The organism is Alcaligenes sp. Me129 (assembly GCF_050487245.1).
Classification (GTDB): domain Bacteria; phylum Pseudomonadota; class Gammaproteobacteria; order Burkholderiales; family Burkholderiaceae_B; genus Alcaligenes; species Alcaligenes phenolicus.
This window is the reverse complement of sequence record NZ_JBKQGX010000009.1, coordinates 83,856-107,132: the sequence shown is the minus strand read 5'-3', so window position 1 is coordinate 107,132 and position 23,277 is coordinate 83,856. Positions and strand designations below refer to the sequence as shown.

19 protein-coding genes are annotated in these 23,277 nt (G+C 56.4%); 4 read left to right on the top strand and 15 right to left on the bottom strand.

Annotated elements, in window-relative coordinates; genetic code table 11:
* The first annotated feature begins 274 nt into the window (after positions 1–274).
* Together ompR and ACLPGZ_RS11590 are read left to right on the top strand one after the other, a co-directional pair.
* Positions 275–1,009 carry an osmolarity response regulator transcription factor OmpR gene (gene ompR / locus ACLPGZ_RS11595; protein ID WP_003801024.1) on the top strand — a complete coding sequence of 245 codons (735 nt, stop codon included), beginning with the start codon at positions 275–277 and terminating at the stop codon, positions 1,007–1,009.
* A 119-nt stretch (positions 1,010–1,128) separates the two neighbouring features.
* The gene (locus ACLPGZ_RS11590; protein ID WP_088450541.1) at positions 1,129–2,454 is read left to right on the top strand and encodes a sensor histidine kinase; all 1,326 of its coding nucleotides are present in this window, start codon (positions 1,129–1,131) and stop codon (positions 2,452–2,454) included.
* Positions 2,455–2,516: 62 nt separating this feature from the next.
* On the opposite strand, the gene ispF is transcribed toward ACLPGZ_RS11590, so the two are convergent.
* Together ispF and ispD are read right to left on the bottom strand one after the other, a co-directional pair.
* Positions 2,517–3,002, bottom strand: a complete 486-nt coding sequence (ispF, locus tag ACLPGZ_RS11585) for a 2-C-methyl-D-erythritol 2,4-cyclodiphosphate synthase (RefSeq protein WP_021446886.1) — start codon at positions 3,000–3,002, stop codon at positions 2,517–2,519.
* Complete coding sequence (gene ispD / locus ACLPGZ_RS11580; RefSeq protein WP_239054508.1) at positions 2,999–3,700, bottom strand: 2-C-methyl-D-erythritol 4-phosphate cytidylyltransferase; 702 nt, start codon at positions 3,698–3,700, stop codon at positions 2,999–3,001. The genes ispF and ispD overlap by 4 nt, the downstream gene beginning before the upstream one ends.
* 29 nt (positions 3,701–3,729) lie before the next feature.
* Here ispD and mfd point away from each other — a divergent pair, with 29 nt between their 5' ends.
* The gene (mfd, locus tag ACLPGZ_RS11575) at positions 3,730–7,209 is read left to right on the top strand and encodes a transcription-repair coupling factor (RefSeq protein WP_021446887.1); all 3,480 of its coding nucleotides are present in this window, start codon (positions 3,730–3,732) and stop codon (positions 7,207–7,209) included.
* A gap of 199 nt (positions 7,210–7,408) precedes the next feature.
* Here mfd and serB read toward each other — a convergent pair whose 3' ends face one another.
* Positions 7,409–8,260 carry a phosphoserine phosphatase SerB gene (serB, locus tag ACLPGZ_RS11570; RefSeq protein ID WP_009456669.1) on the bottom strand — a complete coding sequence of 284 codons (852 nt, stop codon included), beginning with the start codon at positions 8,258–8,260 and terminating at the stop codon, positions 7,409–7,411.
* A 171-nt stretch (positions 8,261–8,431) separates the two neighbouring features.
* On the opposite strand from serB, the gene ACLPGZ_RS11565 reads away from it, so the two are divergent.
* Positions 8,432–9,547 (top strand): NAD(P)H-dependent flavin oxidoreductase, encoded by a 1,116-nt coding sequence (locus ACLPGZ_RS11565; protein ID WP_137431430.1) that lies wholly within the window; start codon positions 8,432–8,434, stop codon positions 9,545–9,547.
* 132 nt (positions 9,548–9,679) lie between these two features.
* Here ACLPGZ_RS11565 and ACLPGZ_RS11560 read toward each other — a convergent pair whose 3' ends face one another.
* Genes ACLPGZ_RS11560 through ACLPGZ_RS11505 form a run of 12 tightly spaced genes read right to left on the bottom strand, consistent with a single transcriptional unit; the run spans position 9,680 to position 23,273 of the window.
* Positions 9,680–10,213 (bottom strand): DUF2818 family protein, encoded by a 534-nt coding sequence (locus ACLPGZ_RS11560; RefSeq protein WP_009456672.1) that lies wholly within the window; start codon positions 10,211–10,213, stop codon positions 9,680–9,682.
* Between the two features lie 12 nt (positions 10,214–10,225).
* Positions 10,226–11,704 carry an NADH-quinone oxidoreductase subunit NuoN gene (gene nuoN / locus ACLPGZ_RS11555; protein WP_083053262.1) on the bottom strand — a complete coding sequence of 493 codons (1,479 nt, stop codon included), beginning with the start codon at positions 11,702–11,704 and terminating at the stop codon, positions 10,226–10,228.
* 11 nt (positions 11,705–11,715) lie between these two features.
* Entirely contained in the window at positions 11,716–13,203 is a 1,488-nt protein-coding gene (locus ACLPGZ_RS11550) for an NADH-quinone oxidoreductase subunit M (RefSeq protein WP_026483134.1), read from the bottom strand.
* 12 nt (positions 13,204–13,215) lie between these two features.
* Positions 13,216–15,219, bottom strand: a complete 2,004-nt coding sequence (nuoL, locus tag ACLPGZ_RS11545) for an NADH-quinone oxidoreductase subunit L (protein ID WP_086061087.1) — start codon at positions 15,217–15,219, stop codon at positions 13,216–13,218.
* Between the two features lie 15 nt (positions 15,220–15,234).
* Entirely contained in the window at positions 15,235–15,543 is a 309-nt protein-coding gene (nuoK, locus tag ACLPGZ_RS11540) for an NADH-quinone oxidoreductase subunit NuoK (RefSeq protein WP_026483136.1), read from the bottom strand.
* A gap of 2 nt (positions 15,544–15,545) precedes the next feature.
* The gene (locus ACLPGZ_RS11535; protein ID WP_009456678.1) at positions 15,546–16,187 is read right to left on the bottom strand and encodes an NADH-quinone oxidoreductase subunit J; all 642 of its coding nucleotides are present in this window, start codon (positions 16,185–16,187) and stop codon (positions 15,546–15,548) included.
* 18 nt (positions 16,188–16,205) lie between these two features.
* On the bottom strand, positions 16,206–16,694 hold the full coding sequence (gene nuoI, locus ACLPGZ_RS11530; protein WP_003801051.1) for an NADH-quinone oxidoreductase subunit NuoI: 489 nt from the start codon (positions 16,692–16,694) through the stop codon (positions 16,206–16,208).
* A gap of 17 nt (positions 16,695–16,711) precedes the next feature.
* Positions 16,712–17,785 (bottom strand): NADH-quinone oxidoreductase subunit NuoH, encoded by a 1,074-nt coding sequence (gene nuoH / locus ACLPGZ_RS11525; RefSeq protein ID WP_009456680.1) that lies wholly within the window; start codon positions 17,783–17,785, stop codon positions 16,712–16,714.
* A 1-nt stretch (position 17,786) separates the two neighbouring features.
* Positions 17,787–20,117, bottom strand: a complete 2,331-nt coding sequence (gene nuoG / locus ACLPGZ_RS11520) for an NADH-quinone oxidoreductase subunit NuoG (protein WP_239054510.1) — start codon at positions 20,115–20,117, stop codon at positions 17,787–17,789.
* A gap of 14 nt (positions 20,118–20,131) precedes the next feature.
* Complete coding sequence (gene nuoF, locus ACLPGZ_RS11515; RefSeq protein WP_009456684.1) at positions 20,132–21,499, bottom strand: NADH-quinone oxidoreductase subunit NuoF; 1,368 nt, start codon at positions 21,497–21,499, stop codon at positions 20,132–20,134.
* A complete protein-coding gene (gene nuoE / locus ACLPGZ_RS11510; RefSeq protein WP_026483139.1) occupies positions 21,496–21,990 on the bottom strand; it encodes an NADH-quinone oxidoreductase subunit NuoE in 495 nt (164 codons plus the stop codon). Before nuoE ends, nuoF begins: the two co-directional genes overlap by 4 nt.
* Positions 21,991–22,019: 29 nt before the next feature.
* Positions 22,020–23,273, bottom strand: a complete 1,254-nt coding sequence (locus ACLPGZ_RS11505) for an NADH-quinone oxidoreductase subunit D (RefSeq protein ID WP_003801056.1) — start codon at positions 23,271–23,273, stop codon at positions 22,020–22,022.
* Between the last annotated feature and the right edge of the window lie 4 nt (positions 23,274–23,277).

Below are 23,277 nucleotides of genomic sequence, written 5' to 3'. Positions count from 1 at the left end.
GCTATTTTAGTTTAAGCAGACTCAAAATAGGCAGCTCCCTGGGATCGGACAAGGACAAAGCAGTCCATCATGGAATTTCGGGTGTATTTGCCCTCTGGCCGCTCTTTTTTTGACCTGACTCAAGCCGGGCTGTCAAACTGTTTGCCACCATATAATCTTCTGTGAAGCCAGTCCAAATCCGCTGCAAGGCGCATAAATAGTACAAAACGCTTAATGTGTAATATTTTTCTACACCCCCCTATACGCGGTTTCTGATGCCTGTTACATTTTCGCTATGAATACGCCGACCCCCCCCCTCACCCGCAAAATCCTTGTCGTTGACGACGATCCCCGGCTGCGCGATTTATTGCGCCGCTACTTGTCTGAACAAGGGTTCAACGTTTTCGTCGCCGAAGACGGTAAAGAAATGGCCAAACTCTGGCAACGCGAGCATTTCGATCTGCTGGTACTGGATCTGATGCTGCCAGGCGAGGATGGCCTGTCCATCTGTCGTCGGCTGCGCGGCGGACACGACAACACCCCCATCATCATGCTCACTGCCAAGGCCGAAGAAATCGACCGTATCGTGGGCCTGGAGATGGGTGCCGATGACTACCTCATCAAACCTTTCAACCCCCGCGAACTGCTAGCCCGTGTCAACGCTATCTTGCGACGCCGTGGTACCGAGGAACACCCCGGCGCACCTAGTCAGGAAAATGAATCGATCGAGTTCGGCCCCTATGTGCTGAACCTGTCCACACGAACACTGACACGCAACAACGAAGTCGTCCCCATCACAACGGGCGAGTTCTCCGTGCTGAAGGTGTTTGCCCGTCATCCCAAGATCCCCTTGTCGCGCGACAAACTGATGGAACTGGCGCGTGGCCGCGAATACGAAGCTTTTGACCGCAGCCTGGACGTGCAGATTTCGCGTCTGCGCAAGCTGATCGAACCCAATGCCTCCAAGCCCGTGTTCATTCAAACGGTCTGGGGTCTGGGCTACGTTTTTGTTCCAGACGGCGGTAACTGACCTTGTCTTCCGGTCAGCAAGAAGGGCGGCCCGCCGTGGCCGCCCAACGCCGAGCAACAAAAAACTCAAGTATCCGGCTGGGTTTATTCAGCCGGTCTTTTTTATTGCTCGCAGCGTTGATGCTCGTCAGCCTGGGTGCCTGGCTGCAAGTATTCTTCAGTATGGAAGAAGGCCCACGCGCAGCCCAAATGGCGCAGCGCGTGGCGTCCATTGTCAGCATCACCCGCTCGGCCCTGGTGTACGCGCCCCCGGCGGTACGCCCTGCCCTGTTGCTGGATCTGGCCACCAAGGAAAGTCTGCGCGTGCAACCACGCGAGAACACGGACGAACTGGAACCCTTGCCACGCTCCAACTACTGGCAGCACGTCTCTACCGAAGTGCGTGGCGCACTGGGCAGCCAGACTTTGATCATGTGGTCGGTCAACAGCGTGCCGGGCATCTGGGTTTCCTTTGATATCAATGAAGATCAGTATTGGCTGGTCTTTGATCGCGAACAATTAAGTCTGACTGCCGGCGTGGAATGGCTGGGCTGGGGCGCTACCGCCTTGCTGCTGGCCTTGATTGGTGCCGCTGTCAGTGTGCGTTTCGTGAACCGGCCTTTGGCTCAGTTGGCCAAAGTGGCTCAGCAACTGGCCCGTGGCGAAACCCCCAGTACCCTGCCTGAAAAAGGTCCGGTTGAAATCCGCGACATGAATATTGCCTTTAACCGCATGGCGCGCGACATTCGCCAGACGGAGGCCGACAGGGAAATCATGCTGGCCGGCATTTCGCACGACTTGCGCACACCGCTGGCGCGCATGCGTCTGGAAATTGAATTAAGTCAGGTATCGGACGAAACCCGCGCCGCCATTGACGAGGACCTGGCACAGATTGACCACAGTATTGGTCAACTGATGGAATACGCCCGCCCCGCTGCTGCCGTTCCTGAACATGGCATTGATGTTTCCGCCGTGCTCAATGATGTCTACGAACGCGAACGCACGCATACCGAATCGCTGGGTGGGATTTTGACAGCCTCCGTCGAACCCAATCTGTATGCCCGCATCAGCGCCCACGACTTGAAGCGTATCGTCTCCAACCTGATCGAAAATGCCCGTCGCTATGGACGCAGTCCTGAGGATGATCGGGCACGCATTGAGCTGTCGGCGCATCAACATGGCAATATTCTGGTGATTGCCGTCAAGGATCAGGGAGCCGGTATTGAAAAAGGCGATATCCAGCGCCTGCTGCGCCCCTTCTCGCGCGGCGTCTCTGCACGCACAGGCGTCAGTGGCGCAGGCTTGGGACTGGCTATTGTGGAGCGCTTGCTGGGACAAGTTGGCGGCCACTTCGAGCTGGTCAGTGCTCCGTCCGAGGGCTTGACCGCGCGCATTCAATTGCCCCGCATCCGCGCCAGTCGTAATGCGCCTGGAACCCAGGGCGATAAAGACACCAAAGCCTCCTGAGTACCATGAGCCTTGGGCAGGGGACAGCCCTTGCCCAAGGCCGGACTCAGCCCCGCAGTCAATCAAGCACGGTACAACAAGGCAACTGAGGTCACCGCAATCCCTTCCTGGCGCCCCACAAAGCCGATCGCCTCGTTTGTTTTTCCCTTGATGTTCACACTGCCGGGTTCCAATTGCAGATCGGCCTCGATATTGGCCACCATCGCCGGAGCATGTGGTGCAATCTTGGGTTTTTGCGCATGAATCGTGGCATCCACATTGCCTACCAACCAGCCAGCCGCACGTACCTGCTCATAAGCATGGCGCAGCAGCACTCGACTATCGGCCCCCTTGTATTTTGGGTCCGTGTCCGGAAAGTGACGACCAATATCTCCCAGGCCTGCCGCCCCCAGAATCGCATCGGTAATCGCATGCAGCAAGGCATCAGCATCCGAATGCCCCATCAGGCCATGCGTATGCGGAATGGTGACGCCGCCCAAAATCAAAGGTCGGCCTTCGCACAGCACATGCACATCAAAACCTTGTCCTACGCGAATCGGCATGCTCATAACCATTTCTCCATCAATTCAAAATCTTCAGGCCAGGTGACTTTAAAATTCCGCGCCGAACCCAATATCAATAAGGGTTGGCTGCCCGCCAACTCCATGGCGCTGGCCTCATCCGTCACCGCAAAACCCTGTTCTTTAGCCGCTAGCAGAGCCTCACGCAGAGTATGGGCAGGAAACAGCTGGGGAGTCTGCGCTAACCACAGTCCATCTCTGTCCACTGTTTCCTGCACCGCGGCTGGCTCGGCAGGCGTTGCGCGCTTGACGGTATCAGGCACGGGTAAAGCCAGCAAGCCACCGCGTTGCGCCTGCAAGCAGGCATCAATCAGCCGCGCCAAAGCCTTCCTGGGCAAACCGGGACGAGCAGCATCGTGAACCAGAGCCCAGGCTTGTTCGTCCTTATCCAGGCTCTGCAAGGTATTGAGCACTGTTTCTGCCCGCGTTTCCCCACCACAAGGCAGACAAATCGTGCGCGGCAAACCTTCCAGTGCGGCGGCGGCCCAGGTATCACCGGGGGCCACGGCCACCCGCACCTGGCTGATGCGCTCATCAGCCAGCAAAGCCTGTACCGAGCGGCGCAACATGGGCTGCCCACCCAGCAAACGGTATTGCTTGGGCAAGCCTTGCGCCTTCGTGGCAGAATCCAGGGCGCGCGAGCCAATACCGGCGGCTGGAACAATTGCAATCAAGGTAGTCTTCATAGGTGGGTGATTTTATAATGACAATCCTGATGGAAACCGAAAAACAGCACTCCCTGTCCCTGCCCAGCACCCAAGATGTGCTGGCTGCCTTACGCCCCGGTCAACGCTACTCGCAGCCCATGCCCCCCGGCTCGGGTGATGCCTGCCTGATTGCCGACCTGGCCCGCCAACATAAAGCGCCTATTCTGGTGCTCTGCGCCGATCCCTTGACGGCCCAAAGGCTGGCCGAGGAGATCCTGTTGTTTGGCCCCGCTCTGCGCGTGCGCCAACTGCCGGACTGGGAAACACTGCCGTACGACAGCTTCTCTCCGCACCAGGATCTGATCTCCGAGCGTTTGCGCACCTTGCATGCCCTGACCATGCACGAGGTCGATGTACTGACGGTCCCCGTCACCACCGCCTTGTATCGTCTGGCACCGCCCTCCTTTCTGGCCGCCTACACCTTCTCATTCCGCCAGGGCGACGAGCTGGATGAGGCGCAACTGCGCGCCCAGTTGATGTTGGCCAACTACACCCATATGACACAGGTCAGCGCTCCAGGCGAATTCAGCATTCGCGGTGGCCTGATTGACCTGTTCCCTATGGGTTCAGTGCTGCCTTACCGTCTGGACCTGTTCGACAACGAAATTGAAAGCATACGCAGCTTTGATATCGACACCCAGCGCAGCCTGTATCCGGTCAAGGAAATCCAGCTGCTACCCGGCCGTGAATTCCCCATGGATGAAGAGGCGCGCACGCAATTCCGGGCGCGTTTCCGCGAGTTCTTTGAGGGCGATCCTTCACGTGCCCTGCCCTATAAAGATGTAGGCAACGGCATTGCCTTTGCCGGTATTGAATACTATCTGCCGCTGTTCTTTGAAGAAACGGCCACCTTGATGGACTATGTGCCCCAAGGCAGCCTGGTCATTACTCACGGGGATGCACAAAACGCGATTGGCCGCTTCCAGAGCGATACTCATAGCCGTTTTTCCTTCCTAAAGAACGACCGTGAACGCCCGATTCTGCCGCCAGAAAGCCTGTTTTTGTCAGACGAGCAGTTTTTCAATGGCATCAAGCCTTTCAGCCGCCTGAGCCTGAGCGCACAGGCTGACAACCAGCCTATCGCTCATCCCGATTTCGAGCCTTTGCCTGTGGTCGCGGTGAACCGACGCGACAAGGATCCATTGGCTCAACTGCGGCAAGAAGTGCTGGACCCGAAAAACCGGACCGTGCTGTGTGCGGATTCGGCAGGTCGTCGGGAAACGCTGCTGCAGATGCTGCGTGAACATGATCTGTCACCCGCAACAGACTGTCAGAGTCTGGCCGATTTCCTGGAGTCAGACGCGGCTTTTGCCCTGGTCGTCGCACCTTTGTCGCGTGGCTTTGCCTTGGTGCATGACAGCCTGAGCCTGCTGACTGAAAACGACCTTTACCCCACCCAGACTCGCACCCAAAGCAGCCGTCGCCGCAACGAGCGCAGCAGCGATGTGGAAGCCATGGTGCGGGATCTGTCCGAACTGCGTGAAGGCGACCCCGTCGTTCACGCCGAGCACGGGATTGGACGCTACTGCGGCCTGAAAGAAATGGACCTGGGCGAAGGCCCGGTCGAGTTCCTGCACCTGGAATACGCCAAAGGCAGCACTTTGTATGTGCCCGTAGCCCAGTTGCACGTGATTGCCCGTTACAGCGGTGCTGATCCCGAGCATGCACCTTTACACCAGCTCGGCTCCGGCCAATGGGATAAGGCCCGCCGCCGCGCAGCGAAACAAGCACGTGACAGCGCTGCGGAATTGCTGGCCCTGTACGCTCAGCGCGCCGCTCGTGAAGGCTTCAAGTTCAAGCTGCCGCTCAATGACTATCAAGCCTTCTCCGAAGGGTTTGGCTTTGAGGAAACACCGGACCAGGCTGCTGCCATTGAAGCCGTCGTGAACGACATGACGTCCGGCCAGCCTATGGACCGTCTGGTCTGCGGGGATGTGGGCTTTGGTAAAACCGAAGTCGCCCTGCGTGCCGCCTTTCTGGCCGTGGCCAATGGCAAACAGGTTGCCCTGTTGTGCCCAACCACTCTGCTGGCCGAGCAACATGCGCAGACCTTCTCGGACCGTTTTGCCGACTGGCCTATCCGTGTTGCCGAACTGTCCCGCTTCCGTTCGACCAAGGAAACACAGGCCGCGATTGCGGGCCTGCGCGATGGCAGCGTAGATATTGTGATTGGTACGCACAAAATCCTGTCCTCGGATGTGCGTTTCAAACAACTGGGTCTGGTCATCATCGACGAGGAACACCGCTTTGGTGTGCGCCAGAAAGAGGCCTTGAAACAGCTGCGTGCCGAAGTCGATATCCTGACCCTGACCGCGACACCTATTCCACGCACCTTGGGCATGTCCCTGGAAGGCATACGGGACTTTTCCGTCATTGCAACGGCACCGCAAAAACGTCTGGCGATCAAGACCTTCGTGCGTCGTGAAGATGGCAGCACCATACGCGAAGCGCTGCTGCGCGAATTGAAACGCGGTGGTCAGGTCTACTTCCTGCATAACGAAGTCGAGACCATTCACAACCGCCGTGCCCGTCTGGAAGAACTGGTGCCAGAAGCCAGTATTGCAGTGGCCCACGGCCAAATGCCGGAACGCGAACTGGAAGCCGTCATGAAGGGCTTCTACCAGAAACGCTACAACGTACTGCTGTGTACCACGATTATTGAAACCGGCATTGATGTACCCACGGCCAATACCATCGTCATCCACCGTGCGGATCGCCTGGGTCTGGCTCAACTGCACCAGCTGCGCGGACGAGTGGGTCGATCCCACCACCAGGCTTATGCCTATCTGCTGACCCCTGGCGAGGATGCCATCACCAGCAATGCGAAAAAGCGGCTGGAAGCCATTCAAGCCATGGAAGAGCTGGGTGCAGGCTTTTTCCTGGCCATGCACGATCTGGAAATTCGGGGTGCCGGTGAAGTGCTGGGCGAATCCCAATCCGGCGACATTCAGGAAGTGGGCTATTCCATGTATGCGGATATGCTCAACACGGCCGTCAAAGCCCTGAAAGCGGGTGAAGAACCTGACCTAGACTCGCCCTTTGCCTTGCAGTGCGAAGTGAATCTGCATACTTCTGCGCTGCTACCAGCCAACTACTGTCCGGATGTGAATGCCCGTCTGGGCCACTACAAAGCCCTGTCACACGCCCGTACCGAAGACGACCTAATCCACATCCATGAGGAGCTGATCGACCGCTACGGCCTGCTGCCAGAAGCCGGCGAGAACCTGCTAGCCGTGCATCGCTTGCGTATCAAGGCCGAGCCTCTGGGTATTGTGAAAATCGATGCCAGCGAAGCTCAAGCGACGATTCAGTTTTCCTCCAAGCCCAATGTGGACGCGGTCAGCATTATTGAACTGGTGCAAAAGAACAAGCAGGTACGCCTGGCTGGGCCGGACAAGCTCAAGGTTGAAATTACCAAAGGCGAGGAAATCAAGAACCGTATTCAAGCCGTGCGTAATGTCTTGAACAGCTTGCGCAAAGAGAAGTAAGCCTTAACAACAAGGCTAGGATATAAAAAAGAGCGCTGCCCAAGGACAGCGCTCTTTTATTTTTGACAGCCAAACTCCTGCCTTGTGCGTTTACGCTGGTGAGCTTGAAGGCCTATATACAGACCAACTCTTGGTAAGCCTTGAGTTTGGGGCGCCCACCTTCATTCTTTCGCCAGACTACGCTGACGATCCGCCGACATCAAACGTCCAGGCGGAACCAGTTCAACACGGCATCCAACGGAGAGTGATTCAAGGCAAAGCTGGCTTGCTCCTGCACCACCGGCTTGGCACGATAAGCCACCGAGTACTTGGCCTTGGACATCATGGGCAAGTCATTGGCCCCATCTCCAATCGCAATACACTGCTCTGGACCTGCACCCAGCTCAGCCGCCAGTTCCTGCAGGAAACGGGCTTTAGCCTGACCATCTACAATTGCGCCCAACACTTTACCGGTCAGCTTGCCGTCCACCACTTCCAAGGTATTGGAGTGGGCGTAGCTCAGACTGAAACGGTCTTTCATGCGCTCGGTGAAGAAGGTGAAGCCCCCCGACACCAGCAAAGTTTTCACCCCGTGGGCATGGGCCGTCGCAATCAAACGATCCGCACCCAGGTTAGGCTGCAAGCGCTCTTCATAGACGCGAGTCAGATCGCTGACCGGCACACCTTCCAGAAATGCGACACGGCGATTCAGACTCTCGGTGAAGTCCTTGATTTCGCCGCGCATGGCCGCTTCAGTAATTGTGGCAACCTGCTCCTTGCGGCCAGCCATATCAGCGATCTCATCAATACACTCGATATTGATCAGCGTGGAATCCATGTCCATTGCCAGCACACGCATTTCTTTCAGGCGATCAATCTGCTCCAGAAAAGCAAAATCCATCGCGCCGGTCTTGCACAGGGCCTGCACCTCAGCGCGTTGCGTAGCATCTGCACCCAGCAGGCGCACGGCGGTAGGACCCAGCTCCTGGACTCCATCGGCCTGCACCACTGCCGCAATTTTTTCGATGATGGCGCTATCCAGGCGCGGCCCTTGAAGAATGAGATGAGACATCAGATCGTCCACAAAGCAAGAAAATACAGCACAGCCACTGTGCCAAAAGACGATTATTGTAGCCTGCTGCAGCCCGGGCACGGCCCTGCCAACAGGCGACAATGTCAGTTTTCAGCCTGAACTCATCCTGCTACGATAAAAGCTATCGCGAAATGACCGAGGACGCCCTCCATGTACATCTGGCCCAACAATACCTTGCTGGATCTGCTCCACATCGAACATCCCATCGTTCAAGCCCCTATGGCCGGCGCCCAAGACAGCGAACTGGCCATTGCCGTTGCTCGTGCTGGCGGTCTGGGCTCTTTGGCCTGCGCCATGCTCAGTCCGGAGCAGATTCGGGAACAAGTAGGCTTGTTCCGGCAAGCCGTATCGGCCCCTATCAATCTGAACTTCTTTTGTCATGAAGACCTGCGCCTGGAGCCAGAGGCTCTGCAAGAGTGGCGTCTGCGCCTGATGCCTTACTACCAGGAATACGGCCAGGACCCCAATCAGGAATTGCCCAAAGCGGCACGCGCGCCCTTCTCCAGTCAGCATGCAGAATTGGTCGAAGACCTGAAACCCGAAGTCGTCAGCTTCCACTTCGGCTTGCCCTCCCCCGAGCTGGTCCAGCGTGTGAAAAAAGCCGGTGCCCTGGTCATGTCCAGCGCTACCACGACGGCTGAGGCGGTCTGGCTGCAAGAGCACGGCGCCGACATCATCATCGCCCAGGGTCTGGAAGCCGGTGGCCACCGAGGCATATTCCTGGACGATAAAGTGCATACACAAGTGGGCACCATGTCTTTGGTTCCCCAGATTGCCGATGCCGTCACTATTCCCGTGATTGCAGCCGGTGGTATTGCCGATGGACGCGGTATTGCTGCCGCCCTGGCCTTGGGCGCCAGCGCCGCTCAAATTGGCACGGCCTACCTGTTCTGCCCTGAATCCAAGATCACTCCACTGCATCGCGAAGCCCTGTCCAATAGTCGCTCGGACGGCACAGCCTTGACCAATCTGTTCTCCGGCCGCCCTGCCCGCAGTATCCGCACTCGTCTGATGGATGAAATCGGTCCTTTAAGTGCCAGCGCTCCGGTATTTCCCCATGCGGGTTCGGCTCTCAGCCCGCTGCGTATCGAAGCCGAAAAACAAGGCCGTACCGAATTCAGTTCTCTGTGGAGCGGACAAAGCGCTGCCTTGGGTCGTGCCCTGCCTGCCGAACAACTGACGCTGGTTCTCGCTCAAGAAGCTCAGGGCGTCTGCAAGCGTCTGGGCGTGGCTGGCGCTACCCATGCCCCCCTGGACAAACCTTGATCGATTCTGGGGGCTGCACACGCGGTATGCAGCCCCTCACATGGGTCAAAGCCCGCCGCTGACGGCATGACACAGACATTCAGGACAAAAAAAACCTCGCAATCTTGCGAGGTTTTTTTCATGCATTCAGCACTATTCAAACTTGCCCTTGGGGTGGCGCATCAAATAGCGATACACAAAGCCGGGGTACGCCATCACCAAGAATAAAGCAAAGGTAATGGTGTAGAACACCCAAGTCTGCTTGAACGGGTTACCGATGCTGGCTTCAAAAGCAAAGCCGAACGCACCCATAATCCCGTAAAACGCACAGACTTCCAGAAGGCGAGAAAAAAAGCCTTTGGAAACTTTCTGATGGCGAGAGCGCCAGGCCGGGAAATAAAACATGGCTCCCACCAAAGCCAGACCCAAAAACAACTTGCCCAACATGACTGGCAAGGAGCTCAGGCCGGAGCTGGAGGCAATCACCGTGTAGATTCCCAAACCCAAAGCAGCCAGCACGGCCAGGTACACAAGGCCAACGATCAGCTGCAGCCAGGGCGAGAGGCCTGAGCGCTCGCCCGGCATGGACCAAGGCAAAACCAGCAAGGGCTTTTCCACGAGAAACGGCAGATTAGCCGTAATCACGGAAAGAACAATCAAGACCCAGATGGAAAGGCTTTGGTCCATAGTGCTACCTACTTAAAACTGCAGGGAAGACTGAATCACGCGGATGCAGGTGTCCATCAAGCCACCAGGCAACACGCCCAGGCCGATAATCAGAACGCCGTTTACCAGCATGACCAGCTTGGTCAGCAAGCCCGTTGCCACAGGATGCTCTTCACCTTCAGGTTCGTCGAAGTAAACAACCTTCACGACACGCAGGTAGTAGAAAGCACCAATCAAGGACATGATCACGGCAAACACAGCCAGCCAGACATAGCCCGCACCCACCACAGCTTGCAGAACACTCAGCTTGGCAGCAAAGCCGGACAGCGGAGGAATACCAGCCAGGGAGAACATGGATAGCAGCCAGATCAAAGCCAGACCAGGGTTACGGCGGTTCAGGCCTTTCAGGTCGCTGATGTTTTCGCATTCAAAACCACGACGGCTCAGAATCAGGATCAGACCGAAAGTGCTCAGGGTAGTCAGAACGTAGATCACCACATAGAACAGCGAAGCACCGTAGGCTTGAGAGTGAGTCTCGCCATTGAACACGCCAGCCAGCAAGCCCAGGAAAATGAAACCCATGTGCGAGATGGTCGAATACGCAAGCATACGCTTGAGATTCTTTTGCATGATCGCAGTCAGGTTACCCAGAGCCAGCGACAGCACGGCCATGATCAGCAACATGGGCTGCCAGTCCACGGCAATACCGTGCAGGGCTTCAACCAGGAAGCGCATGGTTACGGCAAAAGCAGCCAGTTTAGGAGCAGCACCGATGATCAGGGTAACGGTAGTAGGAGCGCCTTGATAGACGTCCGGTGTCCACATATGGAAAGGAGCAGCCGTCAATTTGAAGGCCAGACCTGCCACAACAAACACCACACCGAAGACCAGAGCCAGACGCTCGGCTTGACCGTTAGCGATGACTTCAGCGATACGTGGGAATTCCAGATGGCCGGTAGCGCCAAAAATCATGGACATACCGTACAGCAAGATACCCGATGCCAACGCACCCAGAACGAAGTACTTCAACGCCGCTTCAATGGACTGACGGTGTTCACGACGAAGCGCAACCAGTGCGTACAGCGCAAAGGACATCAGCTCCACACCCAGATAAGCGGTCAACATGCTGTTGGCCGAAATCATGATCATCTGGCCCAGCAGAGCCATCAGAGTCAGGGTGTAGAGTTCGCCACCGCGTTCCATCATGTCGCGCTGTTCGGCGTACTCACGACCGTAGATCAGGGTAGCAGCCACGGCCACACACGAAAGCAGCTTCAGAAAGTGCGCCAACTCGTCTGCAACGAACAGGCCACCAAACGAGACACCGCTCACGCCCTTGGACCACTGCCAGGCTACGCTGGCCGCAACCACGGCAAGCGTCAACAGGCTCAGAACAAACGTCGAGTGGCGCTGTTTGTGTTTGCTGAACGCATCAAAAATCAGCACACACGAAGCCAGAACCAGGAGCAGGATCTCGGGCAAAGCCAGAGAAAAGTTAAAGGTAGTATCCATAGTGATTCGGCCTACAGTTTCGAGATGGAGACGTGTTGCAGCAACGCTTCAACCGAAACGTGCATGACCTCGGTAAATGGCTTGGGATACACACCCATGCCCAGCACCGCAATCGCCATTACGCCAAGAACGAAGAACTCACGGCCACTCAGGTCGCTCATGCCGGCAACATTGTCGTTACCCACGGGGCCAAAGGCCACGCGCTTGAGCATCCACAGTGAGTAAGACGCGCCTGTAATCAGCGCTGTTGCAGTCAACAGACCGATCCAGAAGTTGTACTCCACCGCGCCCATGATGACGGTAAACTCACCGATAAAGCCGCTGGTGCCTGGCAAACCGCTGTTGGCCATAGAGAACAGCACAAAGAAGGTGACGAAACGAGGCATCACCTTGACCACACCACCGTAATCGGCGATTTGGCGGCTGTGCAGACGGTCGTACAGAACACCGATACACAGGAACATGGCACCGGACACGAAACCGTGCGAGATCATTTGCATGATCGCGCCTTCCATACCCGTGGTGTTGAACACGAAAAAGCCCAGCGTGACAAAACCCATGTGAGCCACAGAGGAGTAAGCCACCAGCTTTTTCATATCGTCCTGAACGATGGCGACCAGACCAATGTAGATCACCGCGACCAGAGACAGGGCAATGATGATTCCGGCCAGACCTTGCGAAGCATCAGGAGCGATGGGCAGGGAAAAGCGCAGGAAACCGTAAGCACCCAGTTTCAACATGATGGCAGCCAGCACCACGGAACCACCAGTAGGTGCTTCCACGTGGGCATCCGGCAACCAGGTGTGGACAGGCCACATAGGCACCTTCACAGCAAAAGCCATGAACAGAGCAGCAAAGATCAGCACCTGAGTGGTGTAATCCAGCGGCACTTTATGCCAGGTCAGGATATCGAAAGTACCGCCGGACACATTCCACAAATAGATGAATGCGATCAGGGTCAACAGCGAGCCGAGCAAGGTGTACAAGAAGAACTTGACCGATGCATACACGCGGTTCGGACCACCCCAGATACCGATGATCAAATACATCGGGATCAGCGTGGCTTCAAAGAACACGTAGAACAGCAAGCCATCCAGAGCGGCAAACACGCCAACCATCAGACCCGACAGGATCAGGAAGGCACCCATGTATTGCGCCACGCGGTTCTTGATTACCTGCCAGCCCGCCAGCACCACGATCACCGTGATGAAAGCAGTCAGCAGAACAAACCACATGGAAATACCGTCCACGCCAAGGTGGTAATTCACCTTGAAGGCATCAATCCAGGGGGCCAGCTCGACAAACTGCATGTCGGCCGTACCGGGATTGAAGCCCGTGTACAGAGGAATAGTGACAACAAGACCGGCAATCGAACCCAGCAGAGCCAGCCAGCGGGTGAAGGTGGGACGATCATCACGCCCCAGAGCCAGCACCAACAGGCCAGCGACGATAGGTACGAAAATCGCCAGCGTTAACCAAGGAAGAGTAGAAGACGCCATATCGCTAGCCATTTACCGAACCGTCAGTACAAAAAAGGATAAGAGCGCCAGGATCCCGAGGATCATGGCAAAGGCGTAGTGATAGACATAGCCGGACTGGATATGACGGCTGATTGCAGCCACCCAGCCCACTACGCGTGCACTACCGTTGACCACCAGGCCGTCAATCAGACCGCGGTCAGCACCTTTCCAGAGGCCCGTACCCAGGCAGCGAACGCCACGAGACAGCACTTGCTCGTTGAACCAGTCAACGTAGTACTTGTTCTCCAGGATACGGTAGATAAAAGAGCAGTTCTTTTTGATAGCGGCAGGCAAAGCAGGATTAACCAGGTACATGTACCAGGCCACCACAGCACCAGCCACAACCAGCCAGAATGGCAGTGTGCCAAAACCGTGTACGGCGTAAGCCATCCAGTCGGTCCAGTGCTCGGCCAGCGTTGCCATTGCAGGGTGTTCAGGCAGAACCGTCACAATGCCTTCAAAGTAGCCACCGAACAGCAATGGATCAACGAACCAGATACCGGCGAAGATCGACGGAATGGCCAGCAGAACCAGAGGCAGCGTAACCACCCAAGGCGACTCGTGAGGATCGCCACCGTGAGCGTGATGGTCGTCGTGACCATGCGACTCGTCGTGCTTGACGTCACGGAAGCGCTCTTTGCCGTGGAATACCAGGAAGTACAGACGGAAGGAGTACAGCGAGGTGACGAACACACCGATCAGTGTGGCGTAGTAAGCGTAGGTCGAACCCCAGATACCGGCTTCGCCTGCGGCTTCGATGATGTGCTCTTTCGAGTAGAAACCCGAGAAGAACGGCGTACCCACCAGAGCCAGCGTACCAATCAGGAAAGTCAGCCAGGTAATAGGCATGTACTTGCGCAGACCACCCATATTGCGGATGTCCTGATCGTGGTGCATACCGATAATCACCGAACCAGCGCCCAGGAACAGCAAGGCTTTGAAGAAAGCGTGTGTCATCAGGTGGAACACAGCAGCCGAGTAAGCCGAAGCACCCAGAGCTACCGTCATGTAACCCAGCTGGGACAAGGTGGAGTAAGCCACAACGCGTTTGACGTCGTTCTGGATAATACCCAGCAAGCCCAGGAACAAGGCACCCGTTGCACCGATCACGATGATGAAGGACAGCGCGGTTGTCGACTGTTCAAACACAGGCGAGAAACGAGCCACCATGAAGATACCGGCCGTCACCATGGTCGCGGCGTGAATCAGCGCCGAGATAGGAGTAGGACCTTCCATGGAGTCAGGCAGCCAGCTGTGCAACGGCACCTGAGCCGATTTACCCATGGCACCCACAAACAGGGCCAGAGCAGCAACGGTCAGCAATTGCCAGTCAGTACCGGGGAATGTCATGGTGCTCAGTTCCTGAACCTTGGCGAACACGTCGCTGTAGTTCATGGAGCCGGTGTAGGCGTAGAGCAAGCCAATACCCAGAGCAAAACCGAAGTCACCCACACGGTTGACCAGGAAGGCCTTCATGTTGGCAAAAATGGCAGTCTTGCGCTCGTACCAGAAACCGATCAGCAGGTAAGACACCAGACCCACCGCTTCCCAACCGAAGAACAGCTGCAGCATGTTGTTGGACATGACCAGCATCAGCATCGAGAAGGTAAACAGCGAGATGTAGGAGAAAAAGCGCTGGTAGCCCGGATCATCCTTCATGTAGCCAATGGTGTAGATATGCACCATCAGCGACACGGACGTCACCACCACCATCATCAGGGCAGTCAGCTTGTCGATCAGAAAGCCGATATCCCACTGAATGCTGCCAATGGTGATCCAGGTGTAGACCGGACCGTTGAAGGTCTGGCCTTCCAGAACCTGCAACATGACCATGACCGAGCCGATAAAGGAAATCAGCACGCCCGCGATCGTAATCAGGTGAGCGCCTGTCTTGCCGATAAATCGACCCAGAAAGCCGGTACCGAACAAACCGGCTAGCGCCGAACCCACCAGGGGAGCAAGCGCAATTGTTAAGTAAAGATTTATGGAGTTCATTAGTGTGCTATCCCATCAACCCTTGAGCTGGTCGAGATCCTGGACATTGATCGAATTAAGGTTACGGAACAACAGAACCAGAATTGCAAGACCAATGGCCGCCTCGGCCGCAGCGACCGTCAGGACGAAAAAGACAAACACCTGACCTGCCTCGTTGCCCATCCAGGTGGAGAAGGCCACAAAGTTCATGTTGGCCGACAAAAGAATCAGCTCAACAGACATGAGCAAGATAATCAGGTTGCGACGGTTCAGGAAAAAGCCGAACAGGCCGATCGTGAACAGCACAGCGCCCAGGACCAAATAGTGCGCAAGCGTCAGCGTCATCATCATTTGTCTCCTGGCACGACAGCGTCAGCCGAACTGGACGCCGACGGCTTTTCGGTTTGAGAAGGAATGGAAACCATGCGCAGACGGTCTTGCGAACGAACCTTGACTTGTTCGCTGGAAACGGTGCGTTTGACACCTTCACGTTTACGCAGAGTCAGTGCAATGGCCGAGATCATGCCAACCAGCAGCACAATGCCACCGAGCAACACCGCCAGCACGTACTGGGAGTACATCAACTCGCCAATAACACGGGTGTTGTTGTAGTCCGCAGCCACCGCGGCAGCAGGTGCCGTTGTGAACCACAGTTTGGTCAGCACAAAGCCCATTTCCAGAACCATGATGGCGCCGATCAACAGCCCCATAGGCACGTGAGCCTTGAATTTCTTGGCAGCGGATTCCTGACGAACGTCCAGCATCATGATGACGAACAGGAACATCACCATCACGGCGCCCACATAGACCACCACCAGCAAGAGGCCCAGGAACTCGGCGCCCATCGTGATCCACATCATGGCGGCCGTGAAGAACACCAGAATCAAATGCAATACGGCTGTAACCGGATTCTTGGCAGCGATCACGCGATACGCGGCCACCACCATCACCAGCGCCAGCACATAAAACAGAACAGTAGTAAATAACATGAGTGTAGAGCTCCGGCCTTAGCGATAAGGTGCATCTGCGGCACGACGACGAGCGATCTCGTCTTCGTAACGGTCACCAATAGCCAGCAGCATGTCCTTGGTGTAGTACAAATCGCCGCGTTTTTCACCGTGGTACTCGTGAATGTGCGTTTCCACGATCGAATCGACCGGGCAACTTTCTTCACAGAAACCACAGAAAATACACTTGGCCAGATCGATGTCATAACGCGTAGTACGACGGGTACCGTCCTCGCGCTCTGCCGATTCGATCGAGATGGCCATGGCGGGACATACGGCCTCGCACAGTTTGCACGCGATGCAACGCTCTTCGCCGTTTTCGTAGCGACGCAAAGCGTGCAGACCGCGAAAACGTGGCGAAGCGGGCGTGGTTTCAACGGGATAACGCAGGGTTACCTTGCGCTTGAAGAAATACTTCCCCGTCAGGCGCATGCCTTTGAGCATCTCGGACAGCATCAGGCTGCCAAAGAAATCTTTGATTGCTTCCATAATCTTGCCCCTTAGCCTTAATGCCAGATGTTCCAGGGCGTCTGCATCCAGATCGCCACAATAACCAGCCAAACACCGGTCAGCGGGATAAATACTTTCCAGCCCAAACGCATGATCTGGTCATAGCGGTAACGTGGGAACGTTGCACGGAACCAGATGAACATGGAGACCACGACAAAGGTCTTCAGACCCAGCCACAGCCACCCCGGAATCCAGGTAAATGGAGCGAACTCGACAATGGGAGTCCAGCCACCCAAGAACATGATGGACGCCAGAGCCGACAGGAAAATCATGTTGGCGTATTCGCCCAGGAAGAACAGAGCGAAACCGGTACCGGAGTACTCCACCATGGGACCAGCCACAATTTCCGATTCGCCTTCCACCACGTCAAACGGGTGACGGTTGGTTTCAGCAACGGCGGAAATCACGTAGATCACAAACAGTGGCAGCAGTGGCAGCCAGTTCCAGGACAGGAAGTTCAAGCCCTTGTCCGCAAAGTAACCCTGAGTCTGACCGACCACGATGCCCGACAGATTCAGCGTGCCGGAAACCAGCAACACGGTAATCAGCACGAAACCGATGGCCAGTTCGTAGGACAGCACCTGAGCGGCTGCGCGCAGACCACCCAGCAAGGCGTACTTGGAGTTGGAAGCCCAACCGGCCACGATCACACCGTACACACCCAGCGAAGTAATCGCCAGAATGTACAGCAGACCGGCGTTAACGTCGGACAGAACCACATCGGGGCTGAAAGGAATCACAGCCCAGGCAGCCAGAGCAGGCATCAGCGTCACAACCGGAGCCAACAGGTACAGGACCTTGTTGGACTTGGCTGGAACGATCAGCTCTTTGGTCAGCAGTTTGAAAACGTCAGCGAAAGGCTGCAGCAAGCCACGGTAACCAACACGGGTTGGTCCCAGACGAACGTGCATGAAGCCGATCATCTTGCGTTCCCAGTAAGTCAGGTAGGCAACACACAGAATGACGGGCACAGCGATGGCAACAACCTTCAGCAGCGTCCACACCACATACCATGCGGTCGGACCCAGCAGGTCCGTGCCGTAGCTATTGATGGCAGAGAGAAATTCCATGTTATGCACGCTCCACTGTCAATTGACCGAATGCGCTACCCAAAGCGGCTGTTTCAGAAAAAGCGGTGGCAACACGCACCGAGTTCAATGCCACGGTGTCATCCAGCTGAGCTGGCAGGCTGACTTCGCCTTGCGAAGAACGAACCTTTACCAGATCGCCGTCAGCCAGACCCAGTTGGGCCAGCGTGGCAGCGGCCATGCGAGCCGTAGGGGCTGCCGAAGCGGGTGTTTCCTGCAAGGGAGCCGAACGGCGTACCAGCGCATCGCTGCGGTAGATAGGTACATCAGCCACACGCTCCAGCCCGCTCGCTGCAGGCAGAACGCTGGCAGCCAGATTGATCTGGTTGGACAGACGCGATTCCACACCGGCAGCCATGACAGAGTCACGAACCGATTCGGAGGTTTCATCGTCAAAACCATCTAGCTGGAACAGATTGCCCAGCACGCGCAGAACCTTCCAGGCCGGACGTGTATCGCCCACAGGAGCAGCAGCACCCTTGAAGCTTTGTACACGGCCTTCGGCGTTCACGAAGGTGCCGGAGGTTTCAGTGAAAGGAGACACGGGCAGCATCACATCGGCCCACTGCTCGGCAGCGGAACGATAGGAAGTCAGCGCAACCGAGAAGGTGGCGGACTTCAGTGTTTCTACTGCTCGTTCGCCCAGATCGCTGTCCAGTGCTGGCTCAACATTCAGAACCAGGTAAGCACGCAGGGTTTGAGCCAGCATTTGCTCGGCAGTCAAACCGCCCTTGCCCGGTACGGCGTTAGCCAAATAACCACCCACGGTGTTACCACCGGCAGTCAGGAAGCCCAGCTTGGCACCGCTAGCCTGTGCAATCGCATTGGCGTTGGCAGCAATTACGCTAGCCTGATCCGAGTTGACAGCCATATTGCCCAGCAAGATAGCGACGCGTTCGCCGGAAACCAGGCTGTCAGCAATCTGCTGAGCTTCAGCAGAAACTTGCACGCCTTCCAGACCCGCAGGAACTGCGCTGTCTTTGGCTTTGGCAACGGCAACCAGCACTTGAGCCAGAGAGTTGGCCAACTGGCTGGGAGCAACCGTCATGCGGCCAGCAATCGCATTGAACAATGGATTATCGGCAGCCGAATCAATAAAGGAAACTTGAGCGCCACGTTTGACAGCCTGACGCAGACGCTGGGCCATCAAGGGGTGATCTTTACGCAGGAAGGAGCCCACGACCAGAACGCGATCGAGCTCGTTCAAGGCGGTCAGAGGCATACCCAACCAAGGCACACCGGCCAGAGCACCATCGAGACGGGCATCGGTCTGACGCAGACGGAAGTCCACGTTTTCGGTACCCAGAGCACGACCCAGACGAGCCAGCAAAGCCAGTTCTTCAGTCGTGGAGGTAGCCGAACCAATACAGCCCAGCTGATCTGCACCAAACTTCTCGCGCACGGCGTTCATGCCGGAAACGATGGTTTGCATGGCGTCGTTCCAGGAGGCTTCGCGCCACTGGCCGTCATCACCGCGCACCATGGGGCGAGTCAGACGATCTTCGGTGTACAGGCCTTCGTAGGAGAAACGGTCACGGTCGCTGATCCAGCACTCGTTGACTTCGTCGTTCTCGAAAGGAACAACACGCAGCACCTTGTCCATCTTGGCTTGCAGCACCAGGTTGGCACCCACGCTGTCGTGCGGGCTAACGCTGCGACGACGGGCCAATTCCCAGGTACGGGCATTGAAGCGGAAGGGTTTGGACAGCAAGGCACCCACGGGGCAAACGTCAATCATGTTGCCCGACAATTCAGACTCGACTGCGCGACCCACAAAGGTGGTGATTTCAGCGTGCTCGCCGCGGTTGAGCATACCAACCTCTTGAACGCCGGCGATTTCTTCGCCAGTACGCACACAGCGGGTGCAATGAATGCAACGCTGCATGGCTTCGGTCGAGATCAGTGGGCCCATGGATTTGGCGGCCACAACGCGCTTTTCTTCCTTGTAGCGCGACTCGGAGCCACCGTAACCCACGGCCAGATCCTGCAGCTGACACTCACCGCCCTGGTCGCACACGGGGCAATCCAGGGGGTGGTTGATCAGCAGGAATTCCATGACGCTTTTTTGAGCGGCAATGGCTTTTTCCGAACGAGTACGCACAACCATGCCGTTGGTGACGGGAGTGGCGCAAGCAGGCAAAGGCTTGGGCGCTTTTTCCACGTCCACCAAACACATGCGGCAGTTGGCGGCAATACTCAGTTTTTTGTGATAACAGAAGTGCGGCACGTAGACCCCGGCGTCATGGGCAGCCTGAATGACCATGCTGCCTTCCGGGGCGTCAACTTTAATGCCATCGATGGTGAGTTCTACCATTACGTTGTCCTGGCCTACAAATATTGAGGCACCACACAGCCTTTATGCTCGATGTGGTGTGCGAACTCGTCGCGGAAATGCTTAACGAAACTGCGCACCGGCATGGCAGCAGCATCACCCAGGGCGCAAATGGTGCGACCCATGATGTTCTGTGCGATGTCATCGAGCATGTCCAGATCTTCTGGGCGACCTTGACCGTTCTCGATACGATGCACCATGCGCCACAACCAGCCTGTGCCTTCCCGGCACGGCGTGCACTGGCCGCAGCTTTCGTGATAGTAAAAATAGGACAGGCGCAGCAGGGACTTGACCATGCAACGAGTCTCGTCCATCACGATGACAGCGCCCGAACCCAGCATGGAACCAGCCTTGGCAATGGAGTCATAGTCCAGGTTGGTCGCCATGATGATGTCGGCGGGCAAAACGGGCGAGCTGGAACCACCAGGGATCACAGCTTTCAGTTTGCGACCGTCGCGCATGCCGCCTGCCAATTCCAGCAAGGTGGCAAACGGTGTACCCAGAGGCACTTCGTAGTTACCGGGACGCTCTACGTCGCCAGTAATGGAGAAGATCTTGGTACCGCCCGCATTGGGGATACCCACTTCCAGGTATTCCTGACCGCTGTTGCGCAAAATCCAGGGTACAGCCGCGAAGGTTTCAGTGTTGTTGATGGTTGTCGGCTTGCCGTACAGCCCAAAACTGGCCGGGAATGGTGGTTTGAAGCGAGGCTGGCCCTTCTTGCCTTCCAGGGACTCCAGCAGCGCAGTTTCTTCACCGCAAATATAGGCACCGTAACCGTGGAACGCATGCAGCTGGAAGCTGAAATCCGAACCCAGGATCTTGTCACCCAGGAAGCCAGCCGCACGGGCCTGTTCCAGCGCTTCTTCAAAACGCTGATAGATTTCGAACACTTCACCGTGGATGTAGTTGTAGCCCACGGTAATACCCATGGCGTAGGCTGCAATGGCCATGCCCTCGATCACGATGTGCGGGTTGAAACGCAGGATATCGCGGTCTTTGAAAGTGCCGGGTTCGCCCTCGTCGGAGTTACATACCAGGTACTTTTGACCGGGCAAGCTGCGGGGCATGAAGCTCCACTTCAAACCCGATGGAAAACCTGCACCACCACGACCGCGCAAGGCCGAAGTCTTGACTTCAGCAATCACGTCTTCGGGCTTCATGCCGGTAGTCAGTACTTTACGCAGAGCTTCATAGCCACCACGCTTGACGTACTCTTCCAGGCCCCAGTTATCGCCGTTCAAACCAGCCAGAATCTGTGGCTGAATATGACGATCATGAAAAATCATGCTGCGCGACAGGTCGCCACCAGGGTTAGGTTCCAATCCCTGTGCGAACTTGCGCAGAATGTCCGGTGCAATCATGCCGATTCTCCGTGTGTCTTCAATTCTTCGAGCATGGCATCAATGCGCTCGGCTTCCATACGCACGCACATGTGCTGATTGTTCAGCAGCATGACGGGCGAATCACCACATGAACCCATGCACTCTCCCATGATCAGGGAGAACTGGCCGTCCGCCGTGGTTTCACCGTATTCGATACCCAGTTTCTCTTTCAGGTACTCGCCAGCCTTGACGCCATCACGCAGCGCACAGGGCAAGTTGGTGCAAACGGAAATAGTGACGCGGCCAACGGGCTTGGTGTGGAACATGTTGTAGAAGGTCGCAACCTCCTGCACAGCGATAGGCTCCACGCCAATGTATTGGGCCACATCCTCGATAATTTCTGGCGATACCCAGCCTTTTTCCTGCTGGGCAATGGCCAGGGAGGCCATGATGGCAGAGCGACGTTGATCTGCCGGGAACTTGCTCAGTTCCTTATCTATCTGTTGGTAGGCTTTTTCGGAAAGCAACATAATTCGGTTCCGTTTTTCCAGGCGCGACCTTAGCGGTCGATCTCGCCAAACACAATGTCCTGCGTGCCGATGATCGTGACCGCGTCGGCAATCATGTGACCGCGGCTCATTTCATCGAGGGCCTGCAAGTGGACGAAGCCCGGAGCACGGATCTTCATGCGGTAAGGCTTGTTACCGCCGTCAGATACCAGATAAATGCCAAACTCGCCCTTGGGATGCTCCACACCGGCATACACTTCGCCAGTAGGCACGTGCATACCTTCGGAGAACAGTTTGAAATGGTGGATCAAGTCCTCCATCCCGGTTTTCATGCGTTCGCGCGATGGCGGCGCCACTTTGTGGTTATCCGTGATGACAGGACCGGGGTTGTTACGCAGCCACTGTACACACTGACGGATGATGCGGTTGCTCTCGCGCATTTCTGCGATACGAACCAGGTAACGGTCGTAAGAGTCACCGTTGCGACCCACAGGAATATCAAATTCGACGCGATCATAGACTTCGTAGGGCTGCATCTTGCGCAGATCCCACTCCACGCCCGAACCACGCAGCATGGGGCCGGTAAAGCCCAGCGCCTTGGCGCGATCAGGATCCACCACGCCCACGCCCACCAGACGCTGCTTCCAGATACGGTTATCGGTCAGCAGAGTTTCGTACTCGTCAACACAAGCGGGGAAACGGTTGGTGAAGTCTTCGATGAAATCCAGCAAAGAACCCGAACGCGCTTCGTTCATCGCTTTCAGTTCTTTGTCGGAGCGGTATTTGTTGGCCTTGTACTGAGGCATGGTGCCGGGCAGATCGCGGTAAACGCCACCAGGACGGTAGTAGGCCGCGTGCAAACGGGCGCCGGAGACCGCTTCGTAGCAGTCCATCAGGTCTTCACGTTCACGGAAGGCGTACAGGAACACGGCCATGGCACCCACGTCCAGCGCATGCGAACCGACCGACATCAGGTGGTTCAGGATGCGGGTGATCTCGTCAAACATGACGCGGATGTATTGAGCACGCAACGGCACCTCAACACCGACCAGACGCTCCACGGCCATACAGTAAGCGTGCTCGTTGACCATCATGGACACATAGTCCAGACGATCCATGTATGGCAGGGTTTGCAGGAAAGTGCGGTGCTCGGCCAGCTTTTCGGTGGCGCGATGCAACAAACCAATATGGGGGTCAGCACGCTGAATGACTTCGCCGTCCAGCTCAAGCACCAAACGCAACACACCGTGTGCGGCTGGGTGCTGAGGACCAAAGTTCAGGGTGTAGTTTTGAATTTCTGCCATGATG